We start from the raw sequence: 23,655 nt of genomic DNA, 5'->3' as shown, positions 1-23,655 counted from the left end.
AGTGGGGGTGTAGGCGGTCTTGCTGTTCCCTTCACCGTATCACGGCGTTCTCGCCGTCAATGACTGCGCGTGCTTGCACGCTTGCGGCCTGTCGGCCGTCTTCGATCCCTGACTGCTTGCGCTGCGCCGTGCTGGCCACGGTTCCGGGCAATTCCGCCCGAGCAACCGGAGCACGATCATGTCGCAACTATCCTTTTCCTCGTTCGATGACGCTTTGTTGGTGCGTGACGCCCAAGGGCGCTACCTGCCTGCATCGGTGGATCAAATTCTTGACGCTGCTCGCCAGGCCATCGAGCTGAAGATGCAGCGTGGTGCTGAGCTCACTTCCCCAGCGCTGGTCAAGGAGTACCTGCGCAATAAGCTGGCAGGTTTCGAGCATGAAGTCTTTGCGGTGCTGTTTCTGGATACGCGCCACCGGCTGATCGAGTACCGGGAGATGTTCCACGGCACCATTGATAGTGCCTCGGTGTATCCGCGCGAAGTGGTGAAAGAGGCGTTGCGGCTCAATGCGGCAGCGGTGATCGTCAGCCACAACCATCCGAGCGGGAACCCGGAGCCAAGCGCTGCCGACCGGGCGCTGACCCAACGGCTCAAGGAGGCGCTGGGGCTGGTCGATGTGCGGGTGCTCGATCACGTCATCGTCGCGGGCAGCGCAACGGAGTCATTTGCCGAGCGAGGCTTGATCTGACTCTGGGGCTTCGGCCCCTTTTTGCTTCGACAAATGGAGGTGAAGGAAGGGGCCCCACTGAGTGTGTGGATGCAAAAGTCACCGAAGCGACTTGTGCACCGCTCAAGCACCGCCCCGTACTTCCTGCCATTGCTGACCATACGCATGAGTCGATGCTGAATGGCGCCCTTGCGAGAACCGGCTTCAGCCACTGGTGAACCAGTGGAAGATGAGGGGACACCCTTCCTTCGAGGAGAAGTGTAACCTAATACGCCTGCTTCAGCTCCTTCTTCTCTAAAGAATTGAGGAGATCAATATCCTTCCAATCCACTTGCGCATGGCTTGTACTAATACCTGCCAAAAATACCTGCAAATCCGCTTTGCTGGGCTGGGTAAATTGAAGGATTTTAAAGAGGCTTTTTATCCAAGCGGTCTTTTGCTTATCAGGCACGTAGGGGCACGAAAGGAGATCGAGTAGGAGGTGGGCCTTTTCGCTATTCATCAAAATATCAGAAAGATCGGATAGTTTTTCCACTGCCGCATCCAAAAGCTTCTTTCGCAAACCTTGGTATATGCTGGAATCTCGCACATAGAACAGAGATGCAACAATGGTAAAGTATGTCAATTTTCCCGCACTAACAAAAAGCTCATCAATAATCTCTGATGGCAACAGGTGATTATCCCCCAGTTCCCGCGTTGCTAGCGCGATATTAAAGGATTCAAGATGTACAAATCCCTCAATATCGCTGGCATGTTTCATGCCGCATTGATCATGCAGTAATGAGCAGGTTAGATCGAAAATCTTTTGGTGTACGGTTGGATATCCGGCGGATAGATGTTTCTTGCTGAATCGTGCGGCCAAAATCAAGGATGTACTAAGTTTGTACGACGCACCAACAGAGGGAGCAACACTGTAGAGGAAGAACAACACATCGAGCAGCACAACAAACGCATCAACATATCCACTATCTTGGATGGCATCAGAGGGATCGTCATGATTCACGAGCCTCTTGACTCGCTCAGTAATCACTGAAATCAAGAACGAGGCAATCTCATCGTAGGTCGCGTCATTTGAATGACATAGAGCCTTCACTGAGTCAATGTAGCTTTTGGTTAACTTCCACGTGTTATGAATTTCTCTGGGGCTGAGCACCCCCATCCCAGTTTTATCCAGAAATTTGTCAAAAAATGAGTTGGCTTGTTGCCCTGCATCATAGACAAGCCTTGCCTTGGATGAGGAGAACGGCCTCCCTATGCATATTGACTTTGCTGTATTTGTATGAAGATTGAAATCAATTAGAACGTCTGCATACTTGTCATGAATTCTATTCGCAATGGACTCATTTCGAGCAAATATAAAGACGTCATCTACGTAGCGTCGAAATTCATAGTCCTGCTTGAACTTTAAATCCGATAGCGATTGAATTACCCTTCGATCAATTTCCTGAAATAGTATCTCAGCAAATACCCGGCTCACCTCAGGGCCTATTGGTATTCCATTGGTTTCATTATGATTCCCGTGACGGATGACCCCATCAAACTCTTGGGCAAAGGTCGAGGAGACAGAGACATGCGATTTTGTGAAGGGCTTATCCTTAACTGCCCAGGAAAGGCAGTGTGTATAGATGCTGTCAAAACATTTTGTGACGTCAAGCGTCTTTAAAAAAGAAAACTTCTTCTCCAGTGCAAGATAATCTCTCGAGTTGAAGAATTTATACAGACGGTCATATCCTCGATACGAGAAAAAAGAGGGCGCATGCTTGGCATACCTATCGAGACCATCGAGAGCGATGGAGCCGGTTTTGTATTTATTAATATTTTCCCAGGAGCTTTTTGAATAAAAGCTGCTTGCAACCGTTTTGGGTGCGCGGATGGATGCCGGACTTATTGAGCAATAATGAATTATTAGTTGCTCATATTTTTCATAGAAGACCCTAGCTTTCCATTGAGAAGCTGGATGCAATAGAGCAAGACGCCGAAAGCTCTTTGAGTCCTTCTTGATTTTATATGTATATGGTATGGTCGAGTTTGGTGGCTTGCTGACACCCTCATACAAAACCAGAGATTTGATGACAGCACGTTGCACGTGTCCGACGCCATCTAGGGCGGCAATCTGATCATAGAGACCATCATTTGAAAAAACGATTGGGGTTTCAAATGGGGTAGTCTCGGTAATAAGAACCCTGTTGTAGTCGCTGCGACGAATTTTATTTTTCTTCATTTTTCGCCCTAGTAAATCCAGCAGCTCTGGATCTGAGATATTCTTGTTGCCGAAAAATGGACAAAGCTGCGGCTACTGTGCCCCTTTGTAAAACTTCGCATTAGCAATTGACGTTTCTGATGCGCAGAAAGCATTGCATTCGTTATCGAAAAAACTCGGCCATTTTTCGAGAGCACTGCATTTCTCAGAAATCTATCCAATTCCTTCAGGCCGGCCGCACCTTCTGATACCAACGGATAGCTATGATATATTCCAGCGATTTTCTTCCCGCCAGCTTTTGGGTTGTAAACACTGAAATTTTGCGTCAAAAATGCCACGCGATCACGGAGCAATCCCCAGTCATTCGATTTTGCATAGCTTAGAAATGATCGAACAATTCTTGTTTTCATTCTTTTGATCTTTTTTCTTGCAATATCCACGCGGACTTTTCGATAAAGCTCCCCATCCTTCGTTTTTCCCGCTTCCTGTTTCGTGGGATTTTTGACCAAAAATTGATACCCAAGATAGTCGAACTGAAGTAGGGTTGGCGCGATTGCGGAATTTTCCTTTTCCACCCTGGCCGTCGCTGCGACAATATTTTTCTTATCAGGATTTAATTCAAGTCCGGGAGGAAGCCAAGCGCACAAATCACGCAGAAAATCTGCCTCCTCCTCTCTTGCCGACGAGACAATAATGATGTCATCAACATAGCGAGAGTAGTAAAATGTGTTGCTGTCCCAGCGTACCTTCTGATCGAAATCCCGCATCAGAATTTCCGATAGGACAGCACTAATAGACAGCCCCCTTGGTACGCCAAGGCCTCCAATTGCAGCATGGGCGTTAAGCAGAGACTCGATTAGTTTTCTGCTATGCGGACTCAAATTCTTGATGCTGGTAACAGCATCAAGGACATGATCCTTCTGGAAAGACTCGAAGAATGATCGAATATCCAGACGATAAATCCGATAGGGAACTCCTTCTTCCAAAAGGAGTTTGAGGTTTTTGACGATCTGAGATCGCCCATCCACGGCCAGTGAAGTACACCTCTTTAAGTTCAGTCGAAGTTTTCGCTCCACCAGTTCGTCTTGATGCCTGGCCAAGCGATAAACAGTTTTTCCTTTAAGAGGAAAGCCTGTCAGAGGTGCGGATGGAGGATCAAAATGGGAAATGGCAGATATAAGTGCTTGACTGAGGAGCTGGTCTCGCAAGGCAGCTTGACCAGCAGCAGGAACTCCGAGGAAATCTCTTTTCCATAGCACGCGCTCAAGCGTCTTGATACAAAAAGATTGATCGAATGAAGATGACCTCGACATCTACTCCTCCTCTTACCTCAAATCGTTAATCAAGAATGCAGCCTAGTACGGATGTCCGCGCCTCATAAGACGATGTCACTTCATCGCGAAAATCAATAGTGTGTACAAATAGATGTTAAGCGAAACACATGCTTGCGTCTCCGCTTCACGGACCGCGCTGCTCCAGGTTCGCTATTCGCTCATCCCTGACAGGACTGGCATGCGCCAGCCTTCCACATCCCTGACGCCTCCGGCCCGGCTTCCAGCTTCGGGCCTGGGCTTCGATTGCGTGCGATCGGCACAAAGGGATGGCCGTTGCCTTGTCCAGCCGTCTTCCCTGACTTCATCACCTTGTCCGCGACCGTAGCCCGCGGCCATGTGCCGTCGAGGCGCGCAGGGCCGTGTCCTCGCTTCGCTGCGGGCCGCAGGCCACGACATCGGCGCGGGGTGGAAGAAGACCAGCGAGGCCGGGCGCGATTACCTGTCCTTGACTTTCGACGATCCTTCGTTCCCGGCTTCGGTCTATGCCCACCTGATCAAAGGCCAGGACGGTACGCACGATCTGATCTGGTTGCGCAACAAGCCGCAGGCGGCATGACCGCCTGCGTGCGCCCCGCCCATCGGGGCGGAACTGCTACTGCTTGGTGAAACCGCTACCAAGACATCTTGCTGACGTATCGCTTCAAACTTTCGACAAACAGCTCAAGGAAGCGGCGGCTCTTGTACGCGAATCCCGCGTTCAACAGAGCGGTGATCATCGCCTCCGACTGAAGCTCCTGCAGCAGCGTAGTTGCCGATACTTCATGCCACCCTACACGCCCGACGGGCATCCGGGCGAACAGTCCATGAGGGGTATTTGCGAGCGCCTGTTCCAAGGTGGCTTCGCTATCTTCTTCTAGGTATGCCAATGCGGCCAGCGTCTCAAATCGTTCGTACACCAATTCGAATTCCGCTGACACGCCAGCAAAGCTGGATCGCCATTCGTTCATCACGTCAAACATGTGGTCACTGAAGGCGGTCTTGCGGTTGTTCAAGCCATCCAACTCAGACCAGAGGTCGTTTCGCTCCCCTTTCCAAGCCCCGAGCAGGAGCATGGACACAGTTCTCTTGGCGTCTCGGTACTCTCTTGGCCAAGGAGCAATGAGGAACTCGTGCAGAGTTTGCCAGCGGTGGGAACGTGTCAGTCCGACCCCGTAGGCCGTGAACACTAAGACAGCAGGATAGGAGCGCAGGCCGAGCCATACAGTCAAGCCGTTGCCAACCTTTTCGGCATGGACGTACAGACCTCTGACGATGTCCAACACTGTATTTAGTTCATTGCCATCGCCCCATCGTCCCAACACGCCGGCCATGCGTGTTAAGGGCTCAGCCGCGGCCTTGTATCGCTGGACGCGAGATCGGAATTCCTCCTGACTCCACTGCCCTTGAGGTGCAAATCGTTGGTCATCAAGTTGCACCATCAACCGTTCGGTTTCCTGCGAAAGCAGTTCGTCCAATTGAATGCGGTACTCTGGTTTTGAAAGGTATCGCTTTGCGCTGTTGACGAGCAGTTCGACACTTGCAGGGTTCTGACGCTGGCTCTGTTCAAGGGTTTCGACCCGTTGCTGAAGAGTCTGGAAGAACTCATCAGCACCGGTGATCGGAATGGCCTTTGCGGCCCTGTGCGTCGCCAACTCTTGCGCGCCTGATCCGAGCGATCCACGTGCTGTCCAGTAGACCGGGTAGCGCCGGTTAGGCGTTCGAAGGAAAGCTGAGCGCAGGGCATGATCCCATTCGCCCGACCAACCGCAGATGATCAAGCCATGCTCATCGAAGATACGGTCCAGCAATCGGTTGTAGCTGTCGGGATAAGCGCTCAGTTCCTGATCGGTGTTCAGGATGCGGGCATCCTTGTAGTCGCCGTGTAGTTTGAGCACATAGCAGCGGCTGTGGGTCAGAGGTTCGGCACCCACAAGTGCGTCGGCGGATGCGACAACCGTGGGTTCAACCCCCTGTTCGCGCAGAGCGTTTTCCATGAGCCGGTCGAAATTGGTGGTGACGATCACCCGCACATAGCCGGCCCGGACCAAGTGCGCGATGGCGTGGTGTGCCTTGGTCGGGGTCTTCCGTCTTTCCTCACGGTCCTGTTCATCCGGCTCGATGTAGCGATGCAGGATCGCTCTGCGTTCGTCCGGTGAGGTGGCGATCTCCTCTAGCAGCACGGAATAATTCGGTTCTTGGCCTGTCTTCTCCCGATACCACTTTGCCCAGTCAGATTGTTCCGGAACTCCTTGAGCCAATGCCACCCGGCGTACGAGATCTAGAGTGATTTCCCAACCAGTCGGTATCTCAGCGGAACGAGACAGACCTGACCCCAGCAGAACGGCGAAGACACCTTTGTTCTCGTAGACGGAAAATGCAAGTTGGGTGATGGAGTCGTTCTGAAGCAACGTCATTGATTGTCAGTCTTCGCCAAATTTTCAAGCTCCCGGCGCACCTGCGCCAGCAGTTCGTCGGCCTTGCGCGGGCTGTCGCCCGCGTAGGCCAGCGTCAGCAGCGTGAGCGGGTGGATCTCCATCACCTCGCACAGCTCGGCCAGCTTGTTCAAGGTGGGGCTTTTCAGGTCTCGTTCCAGGGTACTCATATAGGTGCGGCTGGACACATCAGAGAACGCTTCCTGGCTCAAGCCACGCGCTCTCCTGACCGTCTTCAACGCCTTTGCGAATGAGTTCTCAGCCGCCACTTATGGTTTCCCCCAAAAAACCTAGATGACAGTCCATTGCGCCCTATAGGGCTACAATCTATAGTGTTCATTTGGTGTTGTTCTACGCTTCCGTGCCTTTACGGAAATCCGTATCGGCGGGTTCCAGCAGAGTCACGCAAGCGCATCCGTGCATGCCCACGAAGGCGTAAATCCGGTTTCGCGGCTCTGCGCTTCGACGTGAAACCGCGTTCGTGCATCATTGGATTTGTGGGATTGCCGACCATGCCCCAGCCACTCGCCACTGCCCCGGAGCGCGCGCAACTGCTCGCCAACGGCGAGGCCCGCGCCGCAGGCCAAACCATCGATCCGGTGCCCGTGGTGCGGCTGTTCACGCCGGACGCGCATGTGACCTGGCTGCTGGCCGCGCTCGATCCCGCCGATGGCGACACCGCCTGGGGCCTCATCGACCTGGGCATCGGGATGCCGGAGCAGGGCACCGTCAAGCTGTCCGATCTGGCCGGCATCGTCGGGCCGCGCAAGCAGCCCGTGTTGCGCGACCTCTACTTCCGCCCCACGCGCACGCTGTCGGAGTACACCCGGCTGGCCGAGCGAGACGGGGCCATCCCCGACTGAACCCGGCCGACTGTGACTTTCTCAGTCCGGTGTCATACCGGGTAAGTCTCAATCGGGATTCTTGCGGCGTAGCCGCACCAGTCTGATCCAAACGGACATGATGCGTGGCGCGGGCTGCGGCAGGCTGACCGGTATGGCGCTCCACATTGGAGCGCTGCCGCCGCAGCATTGAGACCAATACCGCAACGCATCGGAGCCAATCAGTCTTGACAGACTCGACTATCTTCTTACCCCATGACGTTTCGATGAAGGCGATGTAGCGCGTAGCCCTGCTGTAGCGGCCAGTCCTGTTCGCAGGGAGGTTGCGTCATGGCCGATCGCAGCGCCGAGCCTTGGTATCCGACTGCCGCGTATCTGTACGTACTGCATCTGGACAGCCTTGCGCTTGCCTGGGAGTACCTGCGCCGGCATCCCGACTACCGGCTCGATTGGCTGCACCATCATCGCCGGCCGCAGGCGGCAAATTGCTGGGGCTTACGCCTGCTGGAAGACCCGGCCCTGGATGCGCGTGAGGCGCATCCAGCTTGGCTGCCTGGCCATGCGGCCGTGGCGCAGCTCTATCCCGATGCGGACCCGCCGCAGGATGCCACCGCCTTTGCGTTCTGGCGCATTCCGGGCCACAAGCAACTGCTCCACGACGGCAAGGGGCTGGCGCTAATCGCACGCAGCCCAGGCCATTGCCTGCGCTTCGCGCTGGCGCCCGGCCTGGAGGACGGCATGGCTGTCGCCTATGCCCATCGTGGCGGCGCCGTCGCGCCTGCGCGAGATCACGCACTCAGCGGCGGTCTGGCCGACGCCAAGCCAAGGCCAACACCTGCTGCGCTGCTGGAGTTGCACACCTTGCAGGCGCTCGACGCGACCCTGGCGGGCGCGTCCTTGCGCGATGTAGGCGGAGGTCTGTTCGGTGCCGACGCTGTGGCCGATTGGTACAGCGACGGCGGCCTGCGCTCCAAGGTGCGCCGCCTGGTGCGGCGCGGCGATGCGCTGATGCGTGGCGGCTATCGCCGGTTAGCACAGCTTCCGCCGCTTGAAAAGGGTCGTTTTGATGCGGACGCAAAACGGCCCTGATCGAAAACCCCTCGCTTCTTGAGACTGCCTCCATCCGGTCGCGCTGTGTGGCCGGGCGCTTTCAACCGATGGAGGTCCACACCATGCGTCCCGCTCCCTTGCGGCCTGCTGCCGCTGTCTCGACCGCTGCCGCGCAGCCCCAACGCTATCTCACCAACGACGAAGCCGCCGAGTACCTGCGCCTGTCGCCGCGCACGCTGGAAAAGCAGCGCGTGATCGGCGGCGGGCCGCGCTTTCGCAAGTTCGGCCGCCGCGTCATGTACGCCGTGGCCGACCTCGATGCCTGGGCCGCCGACCGCAGCTTCGACACAACTTCCGATCCCGAATACGCCGAGCATCACTCGGCCGACAGCCGTGCGCGCTGATCGGCGGCGCGCGGCAGGCCATCGCCATGTCCAGCACCGCGCTGCCGTCCCGGCAGCGGCCGTTGCAGGAGCGCGAACAGCTCGACCTGTTCCGCGCGTTGCCCGGCGACATGGCACCGCGCGACAGCCAGGACCTGATGGCCTATCCGTTCTTCTCGCTCGCCAAGTCGAAGCGGGTCAAGCCCATCGACTTCCGCGCGGGCAACGTGACGATTCGCGTGGAAAGCACGCAGGAACATGGCATCGCCACGATCTGGGACGCGGACGTGCTGATATGGGCGGCCTCGCAGATCGTGGAAGCGAAGGACGCGGGCCTGCGGCCGTCGCGGCTGATGCGCGCGACGCCCTACGAGATCCTGCGCTTCATCGGGCGCGGCAAGTCGCTGCGCGACTACCAGCGCCTCAAGGCCGCGCTGGATCGCCTGCAATCGACCACGGTGGCCACGTCCATCCGCGAGACGACCGGGCGGCGCCTGCACCGCTTCTCGTGGATCAACGAATGGAAGGAACTGGCCGATGCCAGCGGCACGCCGCTGGGCATCGAGCTGATCCTGCCGGACTGGTTCTACGCGGGCGTGCTCGACGCCGCCCTGGTGCTGACCATCGACCCGGCGTATTTCCGACTCACGGGCGGCATCGAGCGGTGGCTGTACCGCCTGGTGCGCAAGCACGGCGGCAAGCAGGCATACGGCTGGCAGTTCGACTTTCGCTACCTGCACCAGAAATCGGGCAGCACCGCCAAGCCCTACGACTTCGCCTGCGACCTGCGCGCGCTCGTCGCGCGACAGTCGCTGCCCGGCTACGTCCTGGGCATCGAGCGGATGCCGGACAACGGCATGGAGTTGCTGACGTTCCGGCCCGTGCCGCAGACGGCACGGGGATAACTTCGGGACAGCCTGTGAATGGTGTCGTGCTATCAGGCGTGCGGGGTATCGTGCTATCGGGCGTGGGACTATCGTGCTATCAGGCGTGCCGATCGACCACAAACCCGCGCCAGCATTGGGTTTGCGCGCCCTCTAACTTCCCTAACTTAATTTCTCTAACTTTTGGTAGAGAAACGCCGCTGCGGTGGACAACCACCACGCGGCCACAAGCGCAGCAGCAAAAGCCCGGCTTTCCAACACGGAGGGCCGCGCCATGATCGTCGCTCTGCTCAACCAGAAAGGCGGCGTGGGCAAGACCACGCTCGCCACGCACATCGCCGGCGAGCTGGCGATTCGCGGGCAGCATGTCGTCCTGCTGGACGCCGACCCGCAGGGTTCATCGCTGGACTGGACACAGCGCAGAAGCCAGCAAGGCTTGCCACGGCTGTTCAGCGCCGTGGGCCTAGCACGCGAAACGCTGCACCAAGAGGCGCCAGAACTCGCCAGGCGGGCCGATCACGTCATCATCGACGGCCCGCCACGCATCGCGGCACTGGCGCGCTCCGCGCTGCTGGCGGCCGAGCGCGTGCTGATCCCCGTGCAGCCCAGTCCTTACGACTTGTGGGCCAGCGCCGAGATGGTGGCGCTGATCCGCGAGGCGCAAGTGTTTCGGCCTGCGCTGCGCGCGGCCTTCGTCATCAATCGGCGCGTCAGTACCACCGTGATCGGGCGCGAAGCGCGCCAGGCGCTGGCCGACCAACCGCTTGCTGCGCTGCGCGCGGAAGTGCATCAGCGCATCGTGTTCGCCGACAGCGTGGCCGCTGGCCGGCTTGCACGCGAGACGGCGCCGGACAGCGCCGCCGCGCGCGAAATCACCGCGCTGGTGGACGAGCTGCTGCGGTGGCCGACATGACAGCGAAGCCGCCACCTCGCGCAAAGCGCGTCGGCATCGGCGCGCGTCCACCGGCGAATCCGCACGCCGAGGCGTGGATTCGCCAGGGCGATGCCGATGCGCTTGGCAAGGGCGACCTCTACACGGCTCGCCTGACCCTCGACATCACGCCCGCGATGCGGGCGCGCATCAAGGTATCGGCCTTCACGCAGGGCGTGACCGTGGCCGACCTGCTGCGCGGCCTGCTGGAGCGCGAGTTTCCAGAACACCGCAGGGAGAACACACCATGACTGCATCCGCTTCGCCTGCCACCGTGCCTGTTCACGTCGCGGCCACGGCTGCGCTCACGGCACCTTGCGGCCAGCCTGCCAGCGCGCCGCTGACGCGCGTGGCGCTGGCCTACATCGAACCGCGCTTCAAGCTCTACCTGCGCTTCGGTGAACCCGCGCGCACGCTCCAGCTCGACCGCTGGCGGCGCTGCGCGGTGTTCCTACCGGGCGCCATGTTGTGCCGCATCCGCTGGCAGGCCAACGACTACGGCACCGTGCGCTGGCAGCTCATGGTGATGCAGGCTTGCACGCCGCTCGATGCGGCACAGCGCATCCCCGGCGTGCAGCCGGGCGCACGCCTGCTGCTACACGCCGAGGGCGAGAACACAGTGCGCGCCGTGTTGGAACGTATCGACGCCATCGAGGCGCTGGGCATCGCGCCTGTCGGCGTCTCGCCGGCGTACTGGCGCACGCTCGCCAACCGGCTCGCAGCCCGCCTGCCGCTGCCCGAATACACCGCCGAGCGGCACGCCGCCTGGCTGACTGCGAGGGCACTGCCATGACCGCCGTTTCCACTGCCGGCACCGCGCCGCGCCCTCGCTCGCGCCTGCGCGTTCGCCTCGTGCTGGCGGGCCTGTCCGCCTGCGGCCTGGCTGCGCTGGCCTGGGCGTCCTTTGTGCAGCCGCTGCCGCGCCTGATCTACAACCCGTCCGACAGTGTGACGGTCGGCTGGTATCGCGTCGATCCGTTGGGCCACGGCACCGGCTCGCTGCCACGTCCCTTGTCCGTGGGCAGCATCGTCCTGACCACGTTGCCGCCAGACGCTGCCGCGCTGGCCGCGCAGCGCGGCTACCTGCCGGCACGTGTGCCGCTGCTCAAGCGCGTGGGCGCCGTCTCGCCGCAGGAGGTGTGCATCACTGGCCGCGTTGTCCGCATCGACGGCGTGCCTTCGGCCGCCGTGCTGCCTGCTGACCGCTGGGGCCGGCCGCTGCCATCCTGGCAGCAATGCCGTCGCCTCGCACCCGGCGAACTGTTCCTCTTGAGCATGACCAACCCGACGTCGTTCGACAGCCGCTATTTCGGCCCGGTCAGCGCATCCGCCGTGATCGGCGTCGCGCATCCGGTCTGGCTGGAAACACGCCCATGATGGCCGCCGATTCGCTGCACGTTGCCGTGCCTCTCATCGTGCCATCGGGCATGCTGTTCCGGCCGCTGCCGCCGTGTCGTCGCGCGTGCAGCGCGGTCGCATTCGCGCCGCGCTTCGCGCAACATCCGGCGCAGCCGTCCAACGTGCAGGCGTCTTGCCTCGAACGCGCCCGGCCTGCGGCCATTGACGCGCTCGCCGGCGGGCTTGCTGCAAGCAGCGCAGTGCCGCCGGCCCGCCGACGCCCGGAGCGACAGCGAAGGGCAAAGGCGGAAGGCAAGACAAAAGGATGCGGCACCGGGCCGCATCGAAAGCCAGTCTGCACATGGAGGTGGCGCGGCACGGAGCGGCTTCGCCGCCGTGCCGCGTTCGGCGCGAGGGTCGCGCCAATGCAGGCATGTCCGCGTGCTACACACGACCGGACACGCCACAACTTCAGCCAGAGCTTGCAGGGAGCGCAGCCATGACTGAACCCCGCGACGATGATTTCCGCGTGCGTCCCAACGCCCCGAAGAACCGGGGCAAGGGCCAGGGACAGAGCTTCGTTTCCAAGGTTCTCAAGCAGGCTGGCAAGGCCAGCGGCGGCAAGTCCTCAATGCGCCATTCCGCCACGTCCGGCAGCCAAGGCCAGCGCGCAGGTCAGCGGCCCGGTTCGCGCCTAGGGCGCGGCCATACGGCGGCGCGTTTCGCGGGTGCGAAGCTGACGCCCATGTCGCGGCGTGTGACCATCAAGACGCTGCTGGTCAATCAACGCAACGCCAGCCCGCAATCGCTCGCCAAGCACCTGCGCTACATCGAGCGCGACGGAGCCGGCCGCGATAGCGAACCGGGCCGGGCCTACGGGGCGCAGACGGACGAAGCCGACCTTGATGCCTTCAAGGAACGGGCCGCTGACGACCGGCACCACTTCCGTTTCATCGTCTCCCCGGAGGGCGGGGCCGAGCTGGACGACATGCGCACCTACACCCGGCATCTGGTGAACCGGATGGAAGCCGACCTGGGGACGCGGCTGGATTGGGTGGCGGTGGATCACTGGAACACCGACAACCCGCACACGCACCTGATCGTGCGCGGACGCGACGACACCGGCAAAGACCTCATCATCGCGGGCGACTACATCGCCCACGGCTTCCGCCATCGCGCCGCCGAGCTGGCGACGGAGTGGCTGGGGCCGCGCACCGAACTGGAAATCCAGCAGACCTTGCAGCGCGAGGTGGAACAGGAGCGGTGGACGAGCCTCGACCGCACGTTGCAGCGCGAGGCCGGCGAGGATGGCCGGGTGCAGATCGAACGCTTCAACGAACCCCGGCTGCAACGCCAGCGGCTGCTGCTGATCGGGCGTCTGCAACGCTTGCAGCGCCTGGGCCTGGCCGACGAGGTGCAGCCCGGCACCTGGGCCGTCCATGCGGACGCGGAGAAGACCTTGCGCGCCCTGGGCGAGCGTGGCGACATCATCCGCACCATGCAGCGGGCCATGAGCGGCCAGCCGCGCGAGCTGGCGGTGTTCGAGCCGGGACAGGACGCCGATGAACGCGGCCGCACCATCGTAGGCCGCGTCGCGGCCAAGGGGCTGGCCGACGAACTGCACGACCGCGGCTATCTGGTCATCGACGGCACAGACGGCAAGGCTCACTACGTCGCGCTCAATGCCCGCGACGAACTGGCGAACTATCCCACTGGCGCGGTAGTGGAAGTGAAGGGTTCGGCCGACGTGCGCGCGGCCGACAAGAACATCGCCGCGCTGGCGAGCGGTGGCCTGTACCGCACGCATCATCACCTGGCGATCGAGCAAGGCCGAGCCAAGCCCGGCCGCGACCCGCAGGAAGTCGTCGCGGCCCACGTCCGCCGGCTGGAAGCCCTGCGCCGGGCCGGCATCGTGGTACGCGTGGCAGAGGGGGTATGGAAGGTGCCGGACGACCTGGCCGAGCGTGGCCGCCAGTACGACGCGCAACGGCTGGGCGGCGTGGCTGTGGAGCTGAAATCGCATCTACCGATTGAGCGGCAGGCCCGGGTCATCGGCGCGACCTGGCTGGATCAGCAGTTGATCGGCGGCGGCAAGGGGCTGGGCAACCTGGGCTTTGGTGCCGAGGTCAAAGAAGCCTTGCAGCAGCGTGCGGACTTTCTCGCCGAGCAAGGGCTGGCCGAGTGGCGCGGGCAGCGTGTGATCCTCGCCCGCAACCTGCTGGGCACGCTGCGCAATCGGGAACTGGCGCACGCGGCAAAGGGCATTGCCGCCGAAACTGGCCTAGAGCATCGGCCTGTGGGTGACGGACAGCGCGTGACTGGTATCTACCGACGCTCGATCATGCTTGCCAGTGGACGTTACGCGATGCTCGATGACCGCATGGAATTCAGCCTGGTGCCGTGGCGGCCGGTGATCGAACAGCGGTTAGGCCAGCAGCTTGCCGCGACGTTGCGCGGCGGTGGTGTGTCGTGGGAGATTGGACGGCAGCGTGGGCGTGGGCTTGGATGAGCTTCGCCCGTTATGAATTTGCTGCAAATGTGGAGGGCGGTTGTCCGAACTGCTTACTGAACGCCGTGGTATAGGCGCTGTGACTATCGTAGCCGCTCGCCAGCGCCACCTGCGTAATTGGTATTCCCTGCATCAATGGTGTCAGCGACGACATGAGCCGAAGTTGCTGACGCCATTTGCCGAAGGTCATACCGGTCGATTGTAGAAAACGCCGATGGAAGGTCTTTTCTCCCATGGCCAACCTGTCGGCCCATTCGGAGGCGGTGGACCCATCGCCAGGGTCATCCAGCAGCGTTTGGCAGACGTGCTGCATCTGACTTTCAGCACCGCCCGTCGGCCAAGGCAGATGAAGCGGAAGAACCGGCTGGGCGAGCACCTCTTCGATCAAGAGTGCGCCGAGTAAACGCATGCGTTTGGTCGATTGAGTCTGGTTGCCAGCTCGGGCCAGCGCCATGATCAGCTCTCGCAATAGAGCAGAAACATGTACGACGCAATCGGCCGTTGGAAAGTGGGAGCAAATATCTTCGCGCACGAAGAGACCGTGCGCTTGCAGCCCCACAGGTGCAACCAGCCGGTGCGCTACACCAGACCGCAACCAGACTGCTGCCGTGGGCGGCACCAGCCACTGACCGCTTTCGGCTTCCACACGTAACAGACCGCGATCCGCATGGATCAGATGCCCATACGGATGCTTGTGTTGGGGCACCACATGGCCAGCAGGGTAGCGCACGGCCACACCAAATACCGGTAGATCGCAGGCTTCTCCTGCACACAGGTCAAGTGCATGAACGCCATCTTCGGGAGCGAGAAATCCCATGTAGGTGAAAATTGTCCAAATCAATAAAGAATTTGTCTATTTTTATGTAGATGGACGAACCATGCAAGTCTAACATCGAAACAAACGCAATTACTGAATCTATTCACTCATGTCCACACTTGGTCTTTCGCAACGGCTACTACCGCTGACTCCCGGTCGGGGTCTGCGCGCGACCATCCGTGCCATGACCCATTCTGATTCCCCCTGGCCCCGACCATAGTCAGCTTGTTCCAAGCTAGGGGGGTCGGATTTCAACGATTCTCCTGGAGTGTGCTTCATGCTGACTAATCCTTCCCAGAAATACCCCCCCGTCTCCTCGGTCGATCTCGACGATCGACAATGGCCGTCACGTACCCTGACGAAGGCCCCAATTTGGCTGTCCACCGACTTGCGTGATGGTAATCAGGCGTTATTCGAGCCGATGAACCGCGAGCGCAAGCTGCGCTTGTTTCATGAGTTGGTACGCATTGGTTTTAAGGAGATCGAAGTAGGCTTTCCCGCAGCGTCGCGTACTGATTTCGAGATCGTGCGCCACCTCATTGATGCGGGCCAGATTCCCGAAGACGTCACCCCTATGGTGATGACGCAATTGCGCGATGACCTGATCACAGAAACGGTGCGCAGCGTGGCAGGCGCGCGGCGCGTAATCGTGCATTTTTATAACGCCATTGCGCCTGCCTGGCGGGAGATCGTCTTCGGCATGAGCGTTCCGCAGATCATCGAAATGGTGGAACGCTACATTGCACTTTTCAGGCGGTTGACGGCTGCTCATCCGGAAACAGAATGGATATTGCAATACTCGCCCGAGACGTTTTGCATGGCCGAACTGGAGGTTTCACTGGCTGTTTGCAACGCCGCCATTCGCGCCTGGGATGCCGGGCCGCAACGACCAATGATCATCAATCTGCCAACCACAGTGGAGGTCTCCACCCCCAATGTGTTTGCTGACCAGATCGAATGGATGGATCGACGTTTGGAGCGGCGCGAGCACATCGTGCTGTCCGTGCATCCACACAATGACCGGGGCACGGGCGTGGCCTGCGCTGAACAAGCCATGCTGGCTGGTGCGCAGCGGGTCGAAGGTTGCTTGTTTGGCAACGGCGAGCGCAGTGGCAATGTCGATGTGGTGACGCTGGCGTTGAACCTCTATACGCAGGGCATTGCGCCGAAGCTGGACTTTTCCGACATTGCAGCGGTCGCCCGCGTGGCTGAGGAATGTACCGCACTGCCCATACACCCACGCCATCCGTATGTGGGCGATCTCGTGTTCACGGCGTTCTCTGGCTCGCACCAGGACGCCATCGCTAAGGGCTTTGCCGCGCAAAAGGCTGATGCGCCTTGGCGCGTGCCTTACCTGCCTATTGACCCGAAGGATCTGGGTCGTACTTATGACAGCATCGTGCGCGTCAACAGCCAGTCAGGCAAGGGAGGCATTGCTTTCCTGCTGCAACGAGACCACGGCATTATCATGCCGCGCCGCATGCAGGTTGAGTTCAGCGCTATCGTCCAGGCGCTGGCCGACTCCAGCGAAACGGAACTGAGCAGCGAAGAAATCTGGGCAGTGTTCGAGCGCACCTACCTTGCCCCGGTGCGGGAACAGCCAGGCCTCATCTATCGTAGCCACCGCCTTTTCGAGCACGCCGATGGGCAAGGGATCATGTTGGAATTAGCGGATTCGGACGGCAACGTCAGGATCTTAGAGGGCACAGGGAACGGCCCGATTGCTGCGACGGTTGCGGCGCTGGACCAGCCGCTGCGCATCGACAGCTATGAAGAGCGCAGCCTGGGAACTGGTTCCGATGCGGCGGCACTGGCCATCGTTGAGGCCGCCATACCCGGTGTGCTCGGCTCGCGCTTTGGGGTAGGCCGACATGCAAACATCACTACAGCGTCGGTTCTGTCGGTGCTGAGTGCTGCGGCTCGATTCTCTATGGAGATTACGGCAGTTGGCTGATCACTAATGCAAGACGACCGCATATAGAAAACCACATATGCGGTCTTTAAGTTTTCTAAACATTCATGGTTGGGGAAAAGAGGAGTACTTATGAGTTTGCAGTCAGTCCGCGCTTTCTTGTCAGAACATGCGCCTGACCTCGAAATTCTTGAGAAAGATACGAGCACCGCAACCGTTGCCGAAGCAGCGGTTGCGCATGGCGTAGAGTCGGGGCAAATCGCAAAAACGCTCTCACTATGGCTGAAAGATGAAGTTGTCATCTTGGTAATGGGCGGCAATGCAAAAATCGACAACCAGAAATTCAAGGCCCAATTCAAGACCAAGGCCAAGATGCTCAGCGCTGACGAGGTTGTTATGTGGACGAGCCATCCTGTTGGCGGTGTGTGCCCGTTTGGCTTGCCGCATCCCTTGCGTGTCTTCGCAGATGTGACATTGAAAAAATTTGACGTTGTCTTGCCAGCGGCAGGCGCAAGCAATGCCGCGTTGCGCATTGCTCCCGAGAGGCTGGCTCAGTTAGTTCAGGCGACTTGGGTCGACATCGCGCAAGATCCTTCCTAGGGAATAGATTGGAATGGCATATGCACGATGGTCAAAAGCGGACTGCTCAGCTTTACAGCCCATGACAGGAATGTCGGAATTGCCTCTTTCTACTACTTGCGCAGTCCCCGACAACGCTTTGTAGTGATTCAGGAGGTGCGATGGAGTTGCGACACTTGCGTTGTTTCCTGGCCGTTGCCGAAGAGCTCCACTTCGCTCGTGCAGCCGAGCGGTTGCACATCGAGCAATCGCCGCTGTCGCGCACCATCAAGGAACTGGAAGAAGACCTGGGCGAGCAGTTGTTCATCCGCACCAGCCGAAGCACACGCCTGACGCGGGCGGGCAGGCTGTTCCTTGGGCATGTGCCACGCATCTTCACCGCCTTGCAGCAGGCGCGCGATAGCGTGAAAGCAGCGGCCAATGGCTTTCATGGCCAGTTGCGCATTGCGCTGTCTGACGGCATCACGCCGTCGCGCCTGCCGACCTTGTTGGCGCTGTGCCGCCAAGAGGAACCCGAAGTCGAGCTCCGATTGTTCGAGGTGCCGCTGTCGCAACAGATCAAGGGGTTGCAGGACGATCTGTACGACGTGGGCTTTGCGCAGTCCGACGAAGTGGGCGACGGCCTCGTAGCTAAGATGGTGTGGAGCGATGCGCTGATGGTGGCGGTTCCCGCGCGTCACCCGTTGCTCAGGCACAAGCGTATCCCATTGGAAGAGGTGCTTCGTCATCCTTTGGTGTTATGCGATCCCCAAATCTGCGAGGGCCATGCCCGCCAGGTGGATCGGGTGCTTCGCCGGATAGACATGGAGCCGTTGATTACTGAGCGAGTCGCGTCGTTCGACTTGATGATGGCGCTGGTTGCGGCGGGTTTCGCCTTGGGCCTTGCTGGAGCACCGCATATCGCGGGTAGTCGCGAGCCTGGTGTGGTCGCCCGTCCGCTGGCGGGCCGTTCCCCCATGCTGACCACCTATGTGCTGCACCGCGAAGGTGAATCATCGGACGTGCTGGCGCGCTTCATCGAGCGCGTGCAGACCATCGAATCTCCGGAAGGCCGCAGATCCCCACTACCTGTTGAGCCTGATCTTCAAGAGGAAATCGAACCATGAGCCTGAAGCTGATTGTTCTGTTTTTGTCGGTCGCTGTACTGTCCGCCTGCGGCCCATCAGAGCCATCGAAGCAGGCAGCCAATGTGCCGACCGTGGAAGAACTGGCGGCCAATCCTGAGCAGTTGAAGGAGCTGCGCCGCCGGTGCAAGACCGAGCGCCCCACAATGGGCGACGTGCTTTGCAACCGGGTGGCCGAAGCGACGAACAAGCGTTTCTTTGGCGACGGCAAGGTGGCTTATACGCCATCGGAAACGCCGCCGAAGTTCTGACCGTTGGCGGTTAGCCGCAAATCCTCGCTTTCTTTCTCGACACGCCGCAGCGCGCTCATGCCTGCGGCGTTTTTATTGTTTTTTTCCCTGCATGAAACCATGCTTTTTGCATCACCTTGCTGCCGATAACGGTCTTTGACCGGCACTGAGCCGGCACCGATCCTGACGCTTGCGGCACGCCTTTGTGCCGCGTCTGATTGAGGAATCAGCGCAGGATAAATCGGAGGCCAGGGTATGCAAGCTCAAGGTGTGTTGTTCGGGCAGATCGCCGCCGTGTTCGGCATCGTGATCGCCGGTGTGTGGGGTGCCACGCAATGGACAGCCGCCGCCTTGGGCTACCAGCTACGCCTGGGCTCGCCTTGGTTCGACTTCCACGGCACGCCGGTCTATTACCCGTGGAAGCTGTTCGAGTGGTGGTTCTTCTTCGACGCCTACGCGCCGCAGGTCTTCGACACCGGCGGCATGATCGCGGCAGGCAGCGGCCTGCTGGCCGTGGCGGTCGCCATCGCCATGTCGGTGTGGCGCTCGCGCCAGGCGCGCAAGGTGACGACCTACGGCTCGGCGCGTTGGGCCGATGCCGCCGACATCCGCAAAGCTGGGCTGACGCAGCCCGCCGGTGTCTTTGTCGGCCAACATGACGGCCACTACCTGCGCCACGAAGGGCCGGAACACGTTCTGACCTTTGCGCCTACCCGCTCGGGCAAGGGCGTGGGCCTGGTGGTGCCGACGCTGCTGTCCTGGCCGGCATCCGCCGTCATCCACGACATCAAGGGCGAGAACTGGCAGATCACCGCTGGCTGGCGCGGTCGATTCAGTCACTGCCTGCTGTTCAACCCGACCGATGCCAGTTCGGCGGCCTACAACCCGCTGCTGGAGGTTCGACGCGGCGCGCATGAAGTGCGCGACGTGCAGAACATCGCCGACATCCTGGTCGATCCCGAAGGCGCGCTGGAGAAGCGCAACCATTGGGAGAAGACCAGTCACGCGCTGCTGGTCGGAGCTATCCTGCATGTGCTCTATGCGGGCGAGGACAAGACGCTGCGTGGCGTCGCCAATTTCCTGTCCGACCCGGCCAGCCCGTTCGAGCTGACCTTGCACCGGATGATGACGACGAAGCACCTGGGCGATGCACCGCACCCGGTTGTCGCGTCCGCTGCGCGTGAAGTCCTGAACAAATCGGATAACGAACGCTCCGGCGTGTTGAGCACCGCCATGTCGTTCCTCGGCCTGTACCGCGACCCCACGGTGGCCGAAGTCACTTCGCGCTGCGACTGGCGCATCGCCGACCTGATCGCATCCGAGCATCCGGTGTCGCTGTATCTGGTGGTGCCGCCTTCGGACATTTCGCGCACGAAGCCGCTCATCCGCCTGATCCTCAACCAGATCGGGCGGCGGCTTACCGAATCGCTGGATGGCAGCGACGGCATCGAGCGCCGCCACAAGCTGTTGCTGATGCTCGATGAGTTCCCCGCGCTGGGCCGCCTGGACTTCTTCGAGACGACGCTGGCCTTCATGGCCGGCTACGGCATCCGCAGCTTCCTCATCGCGCAGTCGCTCAACCAGATCGACAAGGCGTATGGGCAAAACCACTCCATTCTCGACAACTGCCATGTGCGCGTGACGTTCGCTACGAACGACGAGCGCACCGCCAAACGGATCTCCGAGACGCTGGGCACAGCTACCGAGCTGCGCGCCCAGCGCAACTACGCTGGCCACCGACTCGCGCCGTGGCTCGGGCACCTGATGGTGTCGCGCCAAGAAACCGCGCGCCCGTTGCTGACGCCGGGCGAAGTCATGCAGCTTCCGCCTGACGAGGCCGTGGTGATGGTGTCCAGCGTGGCACCGATCAAGGCGAAGAAGCTGCGCTACTACGCGGACGCCAATTTCAAGCGTCGCGTGCTGCCACCGCCCACGTTAGCGGACGGGCGGTACGCAGACGCGCCGCCGTCGCGGCCCGACGACTGGAGCGGGCTGGCGATTCCGCCCGTGCCCACCGCACTGGCCGCCGCGTCCGCCGATGCCTTGGAGAACTTGGGTTCGGCCGACGACGGCGGCCCGCGCCGTCAGCCCGAGCTTTCCGAAACCGTTGCCTACGACCCCGAGCTGGTCGCGCCTGCGGCCGACCTCGGGTTGCTCGATGACGACGACCTGCCGCTTCCCCTTCCTCGCCAGTTCGATCCGGCCATGCAGCGCACGGCCCGGCTGGCTTCCCTCGACCCCAACGACGGAATCGAGCTATGAGCCAATACCGCCTGAATCTCTTTATCCAGCCGGAGCACGCCAAGCGCCTGGACGAACTGGCCGCCAAGAAAGGCGTGTCCAAGTCGTCCATCGTCGCGGCGGCGCTCGCATCGTGGCTGTCGCCCGATGCCGCCGACCAGCGCGAGGCGGCCATTGCCAAGCGGTTGGATCGCCTTTCGCGCCAAGCCGAGCGCATGGGGCGCGACCAGAACATCGCCATCGAAACGCTGGCGCTGTTCATCCGCTACTACCTGACCGTGAGCACGCCGGTTCCAGAGGCTCACCAAGACGCGGCACGCGCGCAGGGCAAAGCGCGCTTCGAGCAGTTCACCGAGCAGCTTGGCCGCCACCTGCTGCGGGGCCGCAGCCTGGTGCGCGACGTGGTGGAGGAACTGCATCCCGACCCGATGCGGATGGAAGACGCGGCGGCAACCGCGCAAGCGCAGGAGCGTGCGTCATGAGCGCCCGCATTCCCATTGACGGGCAGTCCATGACCGCCACGTCGCTCCACCGCCGCATCCAGATGCTGCGCACGGCAATGGGGCCACTGATCGCCGCCGCGCTCGAAGACCCGGACGTGGTGGAAGTGATGCTGAATCCTGATCGCACCCTTTGGGTGGATCGGCTTTCCAGCGGGCGCGCGCCGATGGGCGTGGAAATGCCCGAAGCGGACGGCGAACGCATCATCCGGCTCGTCGCGGCCCATGTGGGCGCGGAAGTCCATCGCGGCCAGCCGCTGCTATCCGCCGAACTGCCCGAAACCGGCGAACGCTTCGAGGGCATCTTGCCACCCGCTGCGCCAGGGCCGGCCTTCGCGCTGCGCAAGCGCGCCATCGGCGTGATCCCGCTGGAGCGGTACGTCATCGACCAGATGATGACCGCCGCCCAGGCGGGCTTTCTCGTTCGCGCCGTGCGGGAGCGCCAGAACATCCTGATCGCCGGCGCCACCAGCAGCGGCAAGACGACCTTGGCCAATGCGCTGCTGGCCGAGATTGCCGCCACGGGGGACCGCGTGCTGGTGCTCGAAGACACGGTGGAGCTGCAATGCGCGGCCCACGACCACGTTCCGCTGCGCACCCGCGCAGGCGTGGTGTCGATGACCGAGCTGGTGCGCTCGTCCATGCGTCTGCGGCCTGATCGCGTCGTCGTTGGCGAGGTGCGCGGTGCCGAGGCGCTGGATCTCATCAAGGTGTGGGGCACGGGCCACCCCGGCGGCATCGCCACGATCCATGCCGGCTCCGCGCTCGGCGCACTGCTGCGCCTGGAGCAACTGATTCTCGAAGTGGCGGTGAATCCGCCCCGTGCGCTGATCGCCGAGGCGGTCAACGTGGTGATCCACATCGCCGGACGCGGGCGCAAGCGCCGCATCGAGAGCATCGCCCGCGTCGTCGGCTTCGACGGCGTGGGCTACCAACTGGCGGACGCGCTGGAAACGCCGTTTCCCGAGCTGCCGCCACTTCCCGATGCCGCTCCCGCTGCGGCGACTTCCCCATCCCCTGACTCACTTGGAGAACTGCCATGACGCAGATGATCGTTCCTGTTTTCCGTTTTTCTGCAAATCCGGCTTTGCGTCTTGCGCGGCTGCGCTGCCTGGCCCGCCCTGCGGGGCAAGGGCTGCTGCTGGCCGCGCTGCTGTTGTTCCTGGCCGGAACCGCGCAGGCCGCCGGTTCCTCGATGCCGTGGGAAGGCCCGCTGCAATCCATCCTCGAATCCATCCAGGGGCCGGTGGCGCGCATCGTCGCGGTCATCATCATCATCGCCACGGGCCTCGCGCTCGCGTTCGGCGACACGTCCGGCGGATTCCGCAAGCTGATCCAGATCGTCTTCGGGTTGAGCATCGCCTTTGCGGCGTCCTCGTTCTTCCTGTCGTTCTTCAGTTTCTCCGGCGGGGCCGTCGTATGAGTGCCCCGGACACCTTCGCGGCCGGCTTCGAGGTGCCGCTGCATCGCTCGCTGACCGAGCCGATTCTGCTGGGCGGTGCGCCGCGCACCGTGGCGATCGCCAACGGCACGCTGGCCGCCGCTGTCGGCCTGGGCCTGCAACTGTGGATTCCCGGTGTCGTGCTCTGGATCGTCGGCCATTCGCTGGCGGTGTGGGGTGCGCGCGTCGATCCGCAGTTCATGCAGGTCTTCGCCCGGCACATCAAGCACCGCCCGCTGCTGGACGTGTGAGGGGAGGACGC

The 23,655-nt window shown here is 61.0% G+C and carries 24 protein-coding genes and 1 pseudogene; 20 read left to right on the top strand and 5 right to left on the bottom strand.

The window, feature by feature from the left end; all coding sequences use genetic code 11:
• Positions 1 to 178: 178 nt before the first annotated feature.
• The gene (gene radC / locus KH389_RS14860) at positions 179 to 688 is read left to right on the top strand and encodes a RadC family protein (RefSeq protein ID WP_213605748.1); all 510 of its coding nucleotides are present in this window, start codon (positions 179 to 181) and stop codon (positions 686 to 688) included.
• 244 nt (positions 689 to 932) lie between these two features.
• Here radC and drt3b read toward each other — a convergent pair whose 3' ends face one another.
• Complete coding sequence (gene drt3b, locus KH389_RS14855) at positions 933 to 2,888, bottom strand: antiviral reverse transcriptase Drt3b (RefSeq protein ID WP_213605747.1); 1,956 nt, start codon at positions 2,886 to 2,888, stop codon at positions 933 to 935.
• Between the two features lie 8 nt (positions 2,889 to 2,896).
• Entirely contained in the window at positions 2,897 to 4,180 is a 1,284-nt protein-coding gene (gene drt3a / locus KH389_RS14850) for an antiviral reverse transcriptase Drt3a (protein WP_108184316.1), read from the bottom strand.
• 394 nt (positions 4,181 to 4,574) lie between these two features.
• Here drt3a and KH389_RS14845 point away from each other — a divergent pair.
• Positions 4,575 to 4,757: pseudogene (locus tag KH389_RS14845) on the top strand (DUF736 domain-containing protein); the annotation flags it as partial.
• Between the two features lie 55 nt (positions 4,758 to 4,812).
• On the opposite strand, the gene KH389_RS14840 reads toward KH389_RS14845, so the two are convergent.
• Both KH389_RS14840 and KH389_RS14835 read right to left on the bottom strand, forming a co-directional pair.
• Positions 4,813 to 6,594, bottom strand: a complete 1,782-nt coding sequence (locus KH389_RS14840) for an SIR2 family protein (RefSeq protein WP_213605746.1) — start codon at positions 6,592 to 6,594, stop codon at positions 4,813 to 4,815.
• Complete coding sequence (locus KH389_RS14835; protein WP_108184319.1) at positions 6,591 to 6,881, bottom strand: helix-turn-helix domain-containing protein; 291 nt, start codon at positions 6,879 to 6,881, stop codon at positions 6,591 to 6,593. The genes KH389_RS14840 and KH389_RS14835 overlap by 4 nt, the downstream gene beginning before the upstream one ends.
• Before the next feature lie 243 nt (positions 6,882 to 7,124).
• Here KH389_RS14835 and KH389_RS14830 point away from each other — a divergent pair, with 243 nt between their 5' ends.
• From KH389_RS14830 to KH389_RS14790, 9 genes are all read left to right on the top strand, one after another.
• The gene (locus KH389_RS14830) at positions 7,125 to 7,475 is read left to right on the top strand and encodes a DUF2958 domain-containing protein (protein WP_108184320.1); all 351 of its coding nucleotides are present in this window, start codon (positions 7,125 to 7,127) and stop codon (positions 7,473 to 7,475) included.
• A 309-nt stretch (positions 7,476 to 7,784) separates the two neighbouring features.
• Positions 7,785 to 8,543, top strand: a complete 759-nt coding sequence (locus KH389_RS14825) for a DUF2285 domain-containing protein (protein ID WP_108184321.1) — start codon at positions 7,785 to 7,787, stop codon at positions 8,541 to 8,543.
• 83 nt (positions 8,544 to 8,626) lie between these two features.
• Positions 8,627 to 8,908, top strand: a complete 282-nt coding sequence (locus KH389_RS14820; RefSeq protein WP_108184322.1) for a helix-turn-helix transcriptional regulator — start codon at positions 8,627 to 8,629, stop codon at positions 8,906 to 8,908.
• A gap of 26 nt (positions 8,909 to 8,934) precedes the next feature.
• Positions 8,935 to 9,792 carry a replication initiator protein A gene (locus KH389_RS14815; RefSeq protein ID WP_213605745.1) on the top strand — a complete coding sequence of 286 codons (858 nt, stop codon included), beginning with the start codon at positions 8,935 to 8,937 and terminating at the stop codon, positions 9,790 to 9,792.
• A gap of 253 nt (positions 9,793 to 10,045) precedes the next feature.
• Positions 10,046 to 10,684, top strand: a complete 639-nt coding sequence (parA, locus tag KH389_RS14810) for a ParA family partition ATPase (protein WP_108184325.1) — start codon at positions 10,046 to 10,048, stop codon at positions 10,682 to 10,684.
• Entirely contained in the window at positions 10,681 to 10,953 is a 273-nt protein-coding gene (locus KH389_RS14805; protein ID WP_003111892.1) for a hypothetical protein, read from the top strand. Before parA ends, KH389_RS14805 begins: the two co-directional genes overlap by 4 nt.
• The gene (locus KH389_RS14800) at positions 10,950 to 11,495 is read left to right on the top strand and encodes a DUF2840 domain-containing protein (RefSeq protein WP_108184326.1); all 546 of its coding nucleotides are present in this window, start codon (positions 10,950 to 10,952) and stop codon (positions 11,493 to 11,495) included. The genes KH389_RS14805 and KH389_RS14800 overlap by 4 nt, the downstream gene beginning before the upstream one ends.
• Entirely contained in the window at positions 11,492 to 12,079 is a 588-nt protein-coding gene (locus KH389_RS14795; RefSeq protein WP_108184327.1) for a S26 family signal peptidase, read from the top strand. Before KH389_RS14800 ends, KH389_RS14795 begins: the two co-directional genes overlap by 4 nt.
• Positions 12,080 to 12,539: 460 nt before the next feature.
• Entirely contained in the window at positions 12,540 to 14,549 is a 2,010-nt protein-coding gene (locus tag KH389_RS14790; RefSeq protein ID WP_213605744.1) for a relaxase/mobilization nuclease and DUF3363 domain-containing protein, read from the top strand.
• Between the two features lie 10 nt (positions 14,550 to 14,559).
• On the opposite strand, the gene KH389_RS14785 is transcribed toward KH389_RS14790, so the two are convergent.
• Positions 14,560 to 15,366 carry an AraC family transcriptional regulator gene (locus KH389_RS14785; RefSeq protein ID WP_213605743.1) on the bottom strand — a complete coding sequence of 269 codons (807 nt, stop codon included), beginning with the start codon at positions 15,364 to 15,366 and terminating at the stop codon, positions 14,560 to 14,562.
• 277 nt (positions 15,367 to 15,643) lie between these two features.
• On the opposite strand from KH389_RS14785, the gene KH389_RS14780 reads away from it, so the two are divergent.
• The 9 genes from KH389_RS14780 (at position 15,644) to KH389_RS14740 (ending at position 23,644) form a co-directional block, all read left to right on the top strand.
• Complete coding sequence (locus KH389_RS14780; RefSeq protein WP_128538943.1) at positions 15,644 to 17,320, top strand: 2-isopropylmalate synthase; 1,677 nt, start codon at positions 15,644 to 15,646, stop codon at positions 17,318 to 17,320.
• 90 nt (positions 17,321 to 17,410) lie between these two features.
• Complete coding sequence (locus KH389_RS14775) at positions 17,411 to 17,878, top strand: YbaK/EbsC family protein (protein WP_213605742.1); 468 nt, start codon at positions 17,411 to 17,413, stop codon at positions 17,876 to 17,878.
• Between the two features lie 140 nt (positions 17,879 to 18,018).
• A complete protein-coding gene (locus tag KH389_RS14770; RefSeq protein ID WP_213605741.1) occupies positions 18,019 to 18,963 on the top strand; it encodes a LysR family transcriptional regulator in 945 nt (314 codons plus the stop codon).
• A gap of 2 nt (positions 18,964 to 18,965) precedes the next feature.
• Positions 18,966 to 19,232: an EexN family lipoprotein gene (locus KH389_RS14765; protein WP_213607535.1), complete on the top strand. Its 267-nt coding sequence runs from the start codon at positions 18,966 to 18,968 to the stop codon at positions 19,230 to 19,232.
• A 234-nt stretch (positions 19,233 to 19,466) separates the two neighbouring features.
• Entirely contained in the window at positions 19,467 to 21,473 is a 2,007-nt protein-coding gene (locus KH389_RS14760) for a conjugal transfer protein TraG (protein ID WP_213605740.1), read from the top strand.
• On the top strand, positions 21,470 to 21,934 hold the full coding sequence (locus KH389_RS14755; RefSeq protein ID WP_213605739.1) for a ribbon-helix-helix protein, CopG family: 465 nt from the start codon (positions 21,470 to 21,472) through the stop codon (positions 21,932 to 21,934). The genes KH389_RS14760 and KH389_RS14755 overlap by 4 nt, the downstream gene beginning before the upstream one ends.
• Positions 21,931 to 22,995 carry a P-type conjugative transfer ATPase TrbB gene (gene trbB / locus KH389_RS14750; RefSeq protein WP_213605738.1) on the top strand — a complete coding sequence of 355 codons (1,065 nt, stop codon included), beginning with the start codon at positions 21,931 to 21,933 and terminating at the stop codon, positions 22,993 to 22,995. Before KH389_RS14755 ends, trbB begins: the two co-directional genes overlap by 4 nt.
• Positions 22,992 to 23,375: a TrbC/VirB2 family type IV secretion system protein gene (locus KH389_RS14745; RefSeq protein ID WP_213605737.1), complete on the top strand. Its 384-nt coding sequence runs from the start codon at positions 22,992 to 22,994 to the stop codon at positions 23,373 to 23,375. Before trbB ends, KH389_RS14745 begins: the two co-directional genes overlap by 4 nt.
• Complete coding sequence (locus tag KH389_RS14740; RefSeq protein ID WP_003291752.1) at positions 23,372 to 23,644, top strand: VirB3 family type IV secretion system protein; 273 nt, start codon at positions 23,372 to 23,374, stop codon at positions 23,642 to 23,644. The genes KH389_RS14745 and KH389_RS14740 overlap by 4 nt, the downstream gene beginning before the upstream one ends.
• The last annotated feature ends 11 nt before the right edge of the window (positions 23,645 to 23,655 follow it).

This window comes from Pseudomonas qingdaonensis, assembly GCF_018398475.1.
Taxonomy (GTDB): domain Bacteria; phylum Pseudomonadota; class Gammaproteobacteria; order Pseudomonadales; family Pseudomonadaceae; genus Aquipseudomonas; species Aquipseudomonas palmensis.
This window is presented reverse-complemented; position numbering and strand designations above follow the sequence as displayed.

Coding starts and splice junctions, on each gene's coding strand:
- radC (WP_213605748.1), top strand. CDS start 179: ATGTCGCAACTATCCTTTTCCTCGTTCGATGACGCTTTGTTGGTGCGT.
- drt3b (WP_213605747.1), bottom strand. CDS start 2,888: ATGAAGAAAAATAAAATTCGTCGCAGCGACTACAACAGGGTTCTTATT.
- drt3a (WP_108184316.1), bottom strand. CDS start 4,180: ATGTCGAGGTCATCTTCATTCGATCAATCTTTTTGTATCAAGACGCTT.
- KH389_RS14840 (WP_213605746.1), bottom strand. CDS start 6,594: ATGACGTTGCTTCAGAACGACTCCATCACCCAACTTGCATTTTCCGTC.
- KH389_RS14830 (WP_108184320.1), top strand. CDS start 7,125: ATGCCCCAGCCACTCGCCACTGCCCCGGAGCGCGCGCAACTGCTCGCC.
- KH389_RS14825 (WP_108184321.1), top strand. CDS start 7,785: ATGGCCGATCGCAGCGCCGAGCCTTGGTATCCGACTGCCGCGTATCTG.
- KH389_RS14820 (WP_108184322.1), top strand. CDS start 8,627: ATGCGTCCCGCTCCCTTGCGGCCTGCTGCCGCTGTCTCGACCGCTGCC.
- KH389_RS14815 (WP_213605745.1), top strand. CDS start 8,935: ATGTCCAGCACCGCGCTGCCGTCCCGGCAGCGGCCGTTGCAGGAGCGC.
- parA (WP_108184325.1), top strand. CDS start 10,046: ATGATCGTCGCTCTGCTCAACCAGAAAGGCGGCGTGGGCAAGACCACG.
- KH389_RS14805 (WP_003111892.1), top strand. CDS start 10,681: ATGACAGCGAAGCCGCCACCTCGCGCAAAGCGCGTCGGCATCGGCGCG.
- KH389_RS14800 (WP_108184326.1), top strand. CDS start 10,950: ATGACTGCATCCGCTTCGCCTGCCACCGTGCCTGTTCACGTCGCGGCC.
- KH389_RS14795 (WP_108184327.1), top strand. CDS start 11,492: ATGACCGCCGTTTCCACTGCCGGCACCGCGCCGCGCCCTCGCTCGCGC.
- KH389_RS14790 (WP_213605744.1), top strand. CDS start 12,540: ATGACTGAACCCCGCGACGATGATTTCCGCGTGCGTCCCAACGCCCCG.
- KH389_RS14785 (WP_213605743.1), bottom strand. CDS start 15,366: ATGGGATTTCTCGCTCCCGAAGATGGCGTTCATGCACTTGACCTGTGT.
- KH389_RS14780 (WP_128538943.1), top strand. CDS start 15,644: ATGCTGACTAATCCTTCCCAGAAATACCCCCCCGTCTCCTCGGTCGAT.
- KH389_RS14775 (WP_213605742.1), top strand. CDS start 17,411: ATGAGTTTGCAGTCAGTCCGCGCTTTCTTGTCAGAACATGCGCCTGAC.
- KH389_RS14770 (WP_213605741.1), top strand. CDS start 18,019: ATGGAGTTGCGACACTTGCGTTGTTTCCTGGCCGTTGCCGAAGAGCTC.
- KH389_RS14760 (WP_213605740.1), top strand. CDS start 19,467: ATGCAAGCTCAAGGTGTGTTGTTCGGGCAGATCGCCGCCGTGTTCGGC.
- KH389_RS14755 (WP_213605739.1), top strand. CDS start 21,470: ATGAGCCAATACCGCCTGAATCTCTTTATCCAGCCGGAGCACGCCAAG.
- trbB (WP_213605738.1), top strand. CDS start 21,931: ATGAGCGCCCGCATTCCCATTGACGGGCAGTCCATGACCGCCACGTCG.
- KH389_RS14745 (WP_213605737.1), top strand. CDS start 22,992: ATGACGCAGATGATCGTTCCTGTTTTCCGTTTTTCTGCAAATCCGGCT.
- KH389_RS14740 (WP_003291752.1), top strand. CDS start 23,372: ATGAGTGCCCCGGACACCTTCGCGGCCGGCTTCGAGGTGCCGCTGCAT.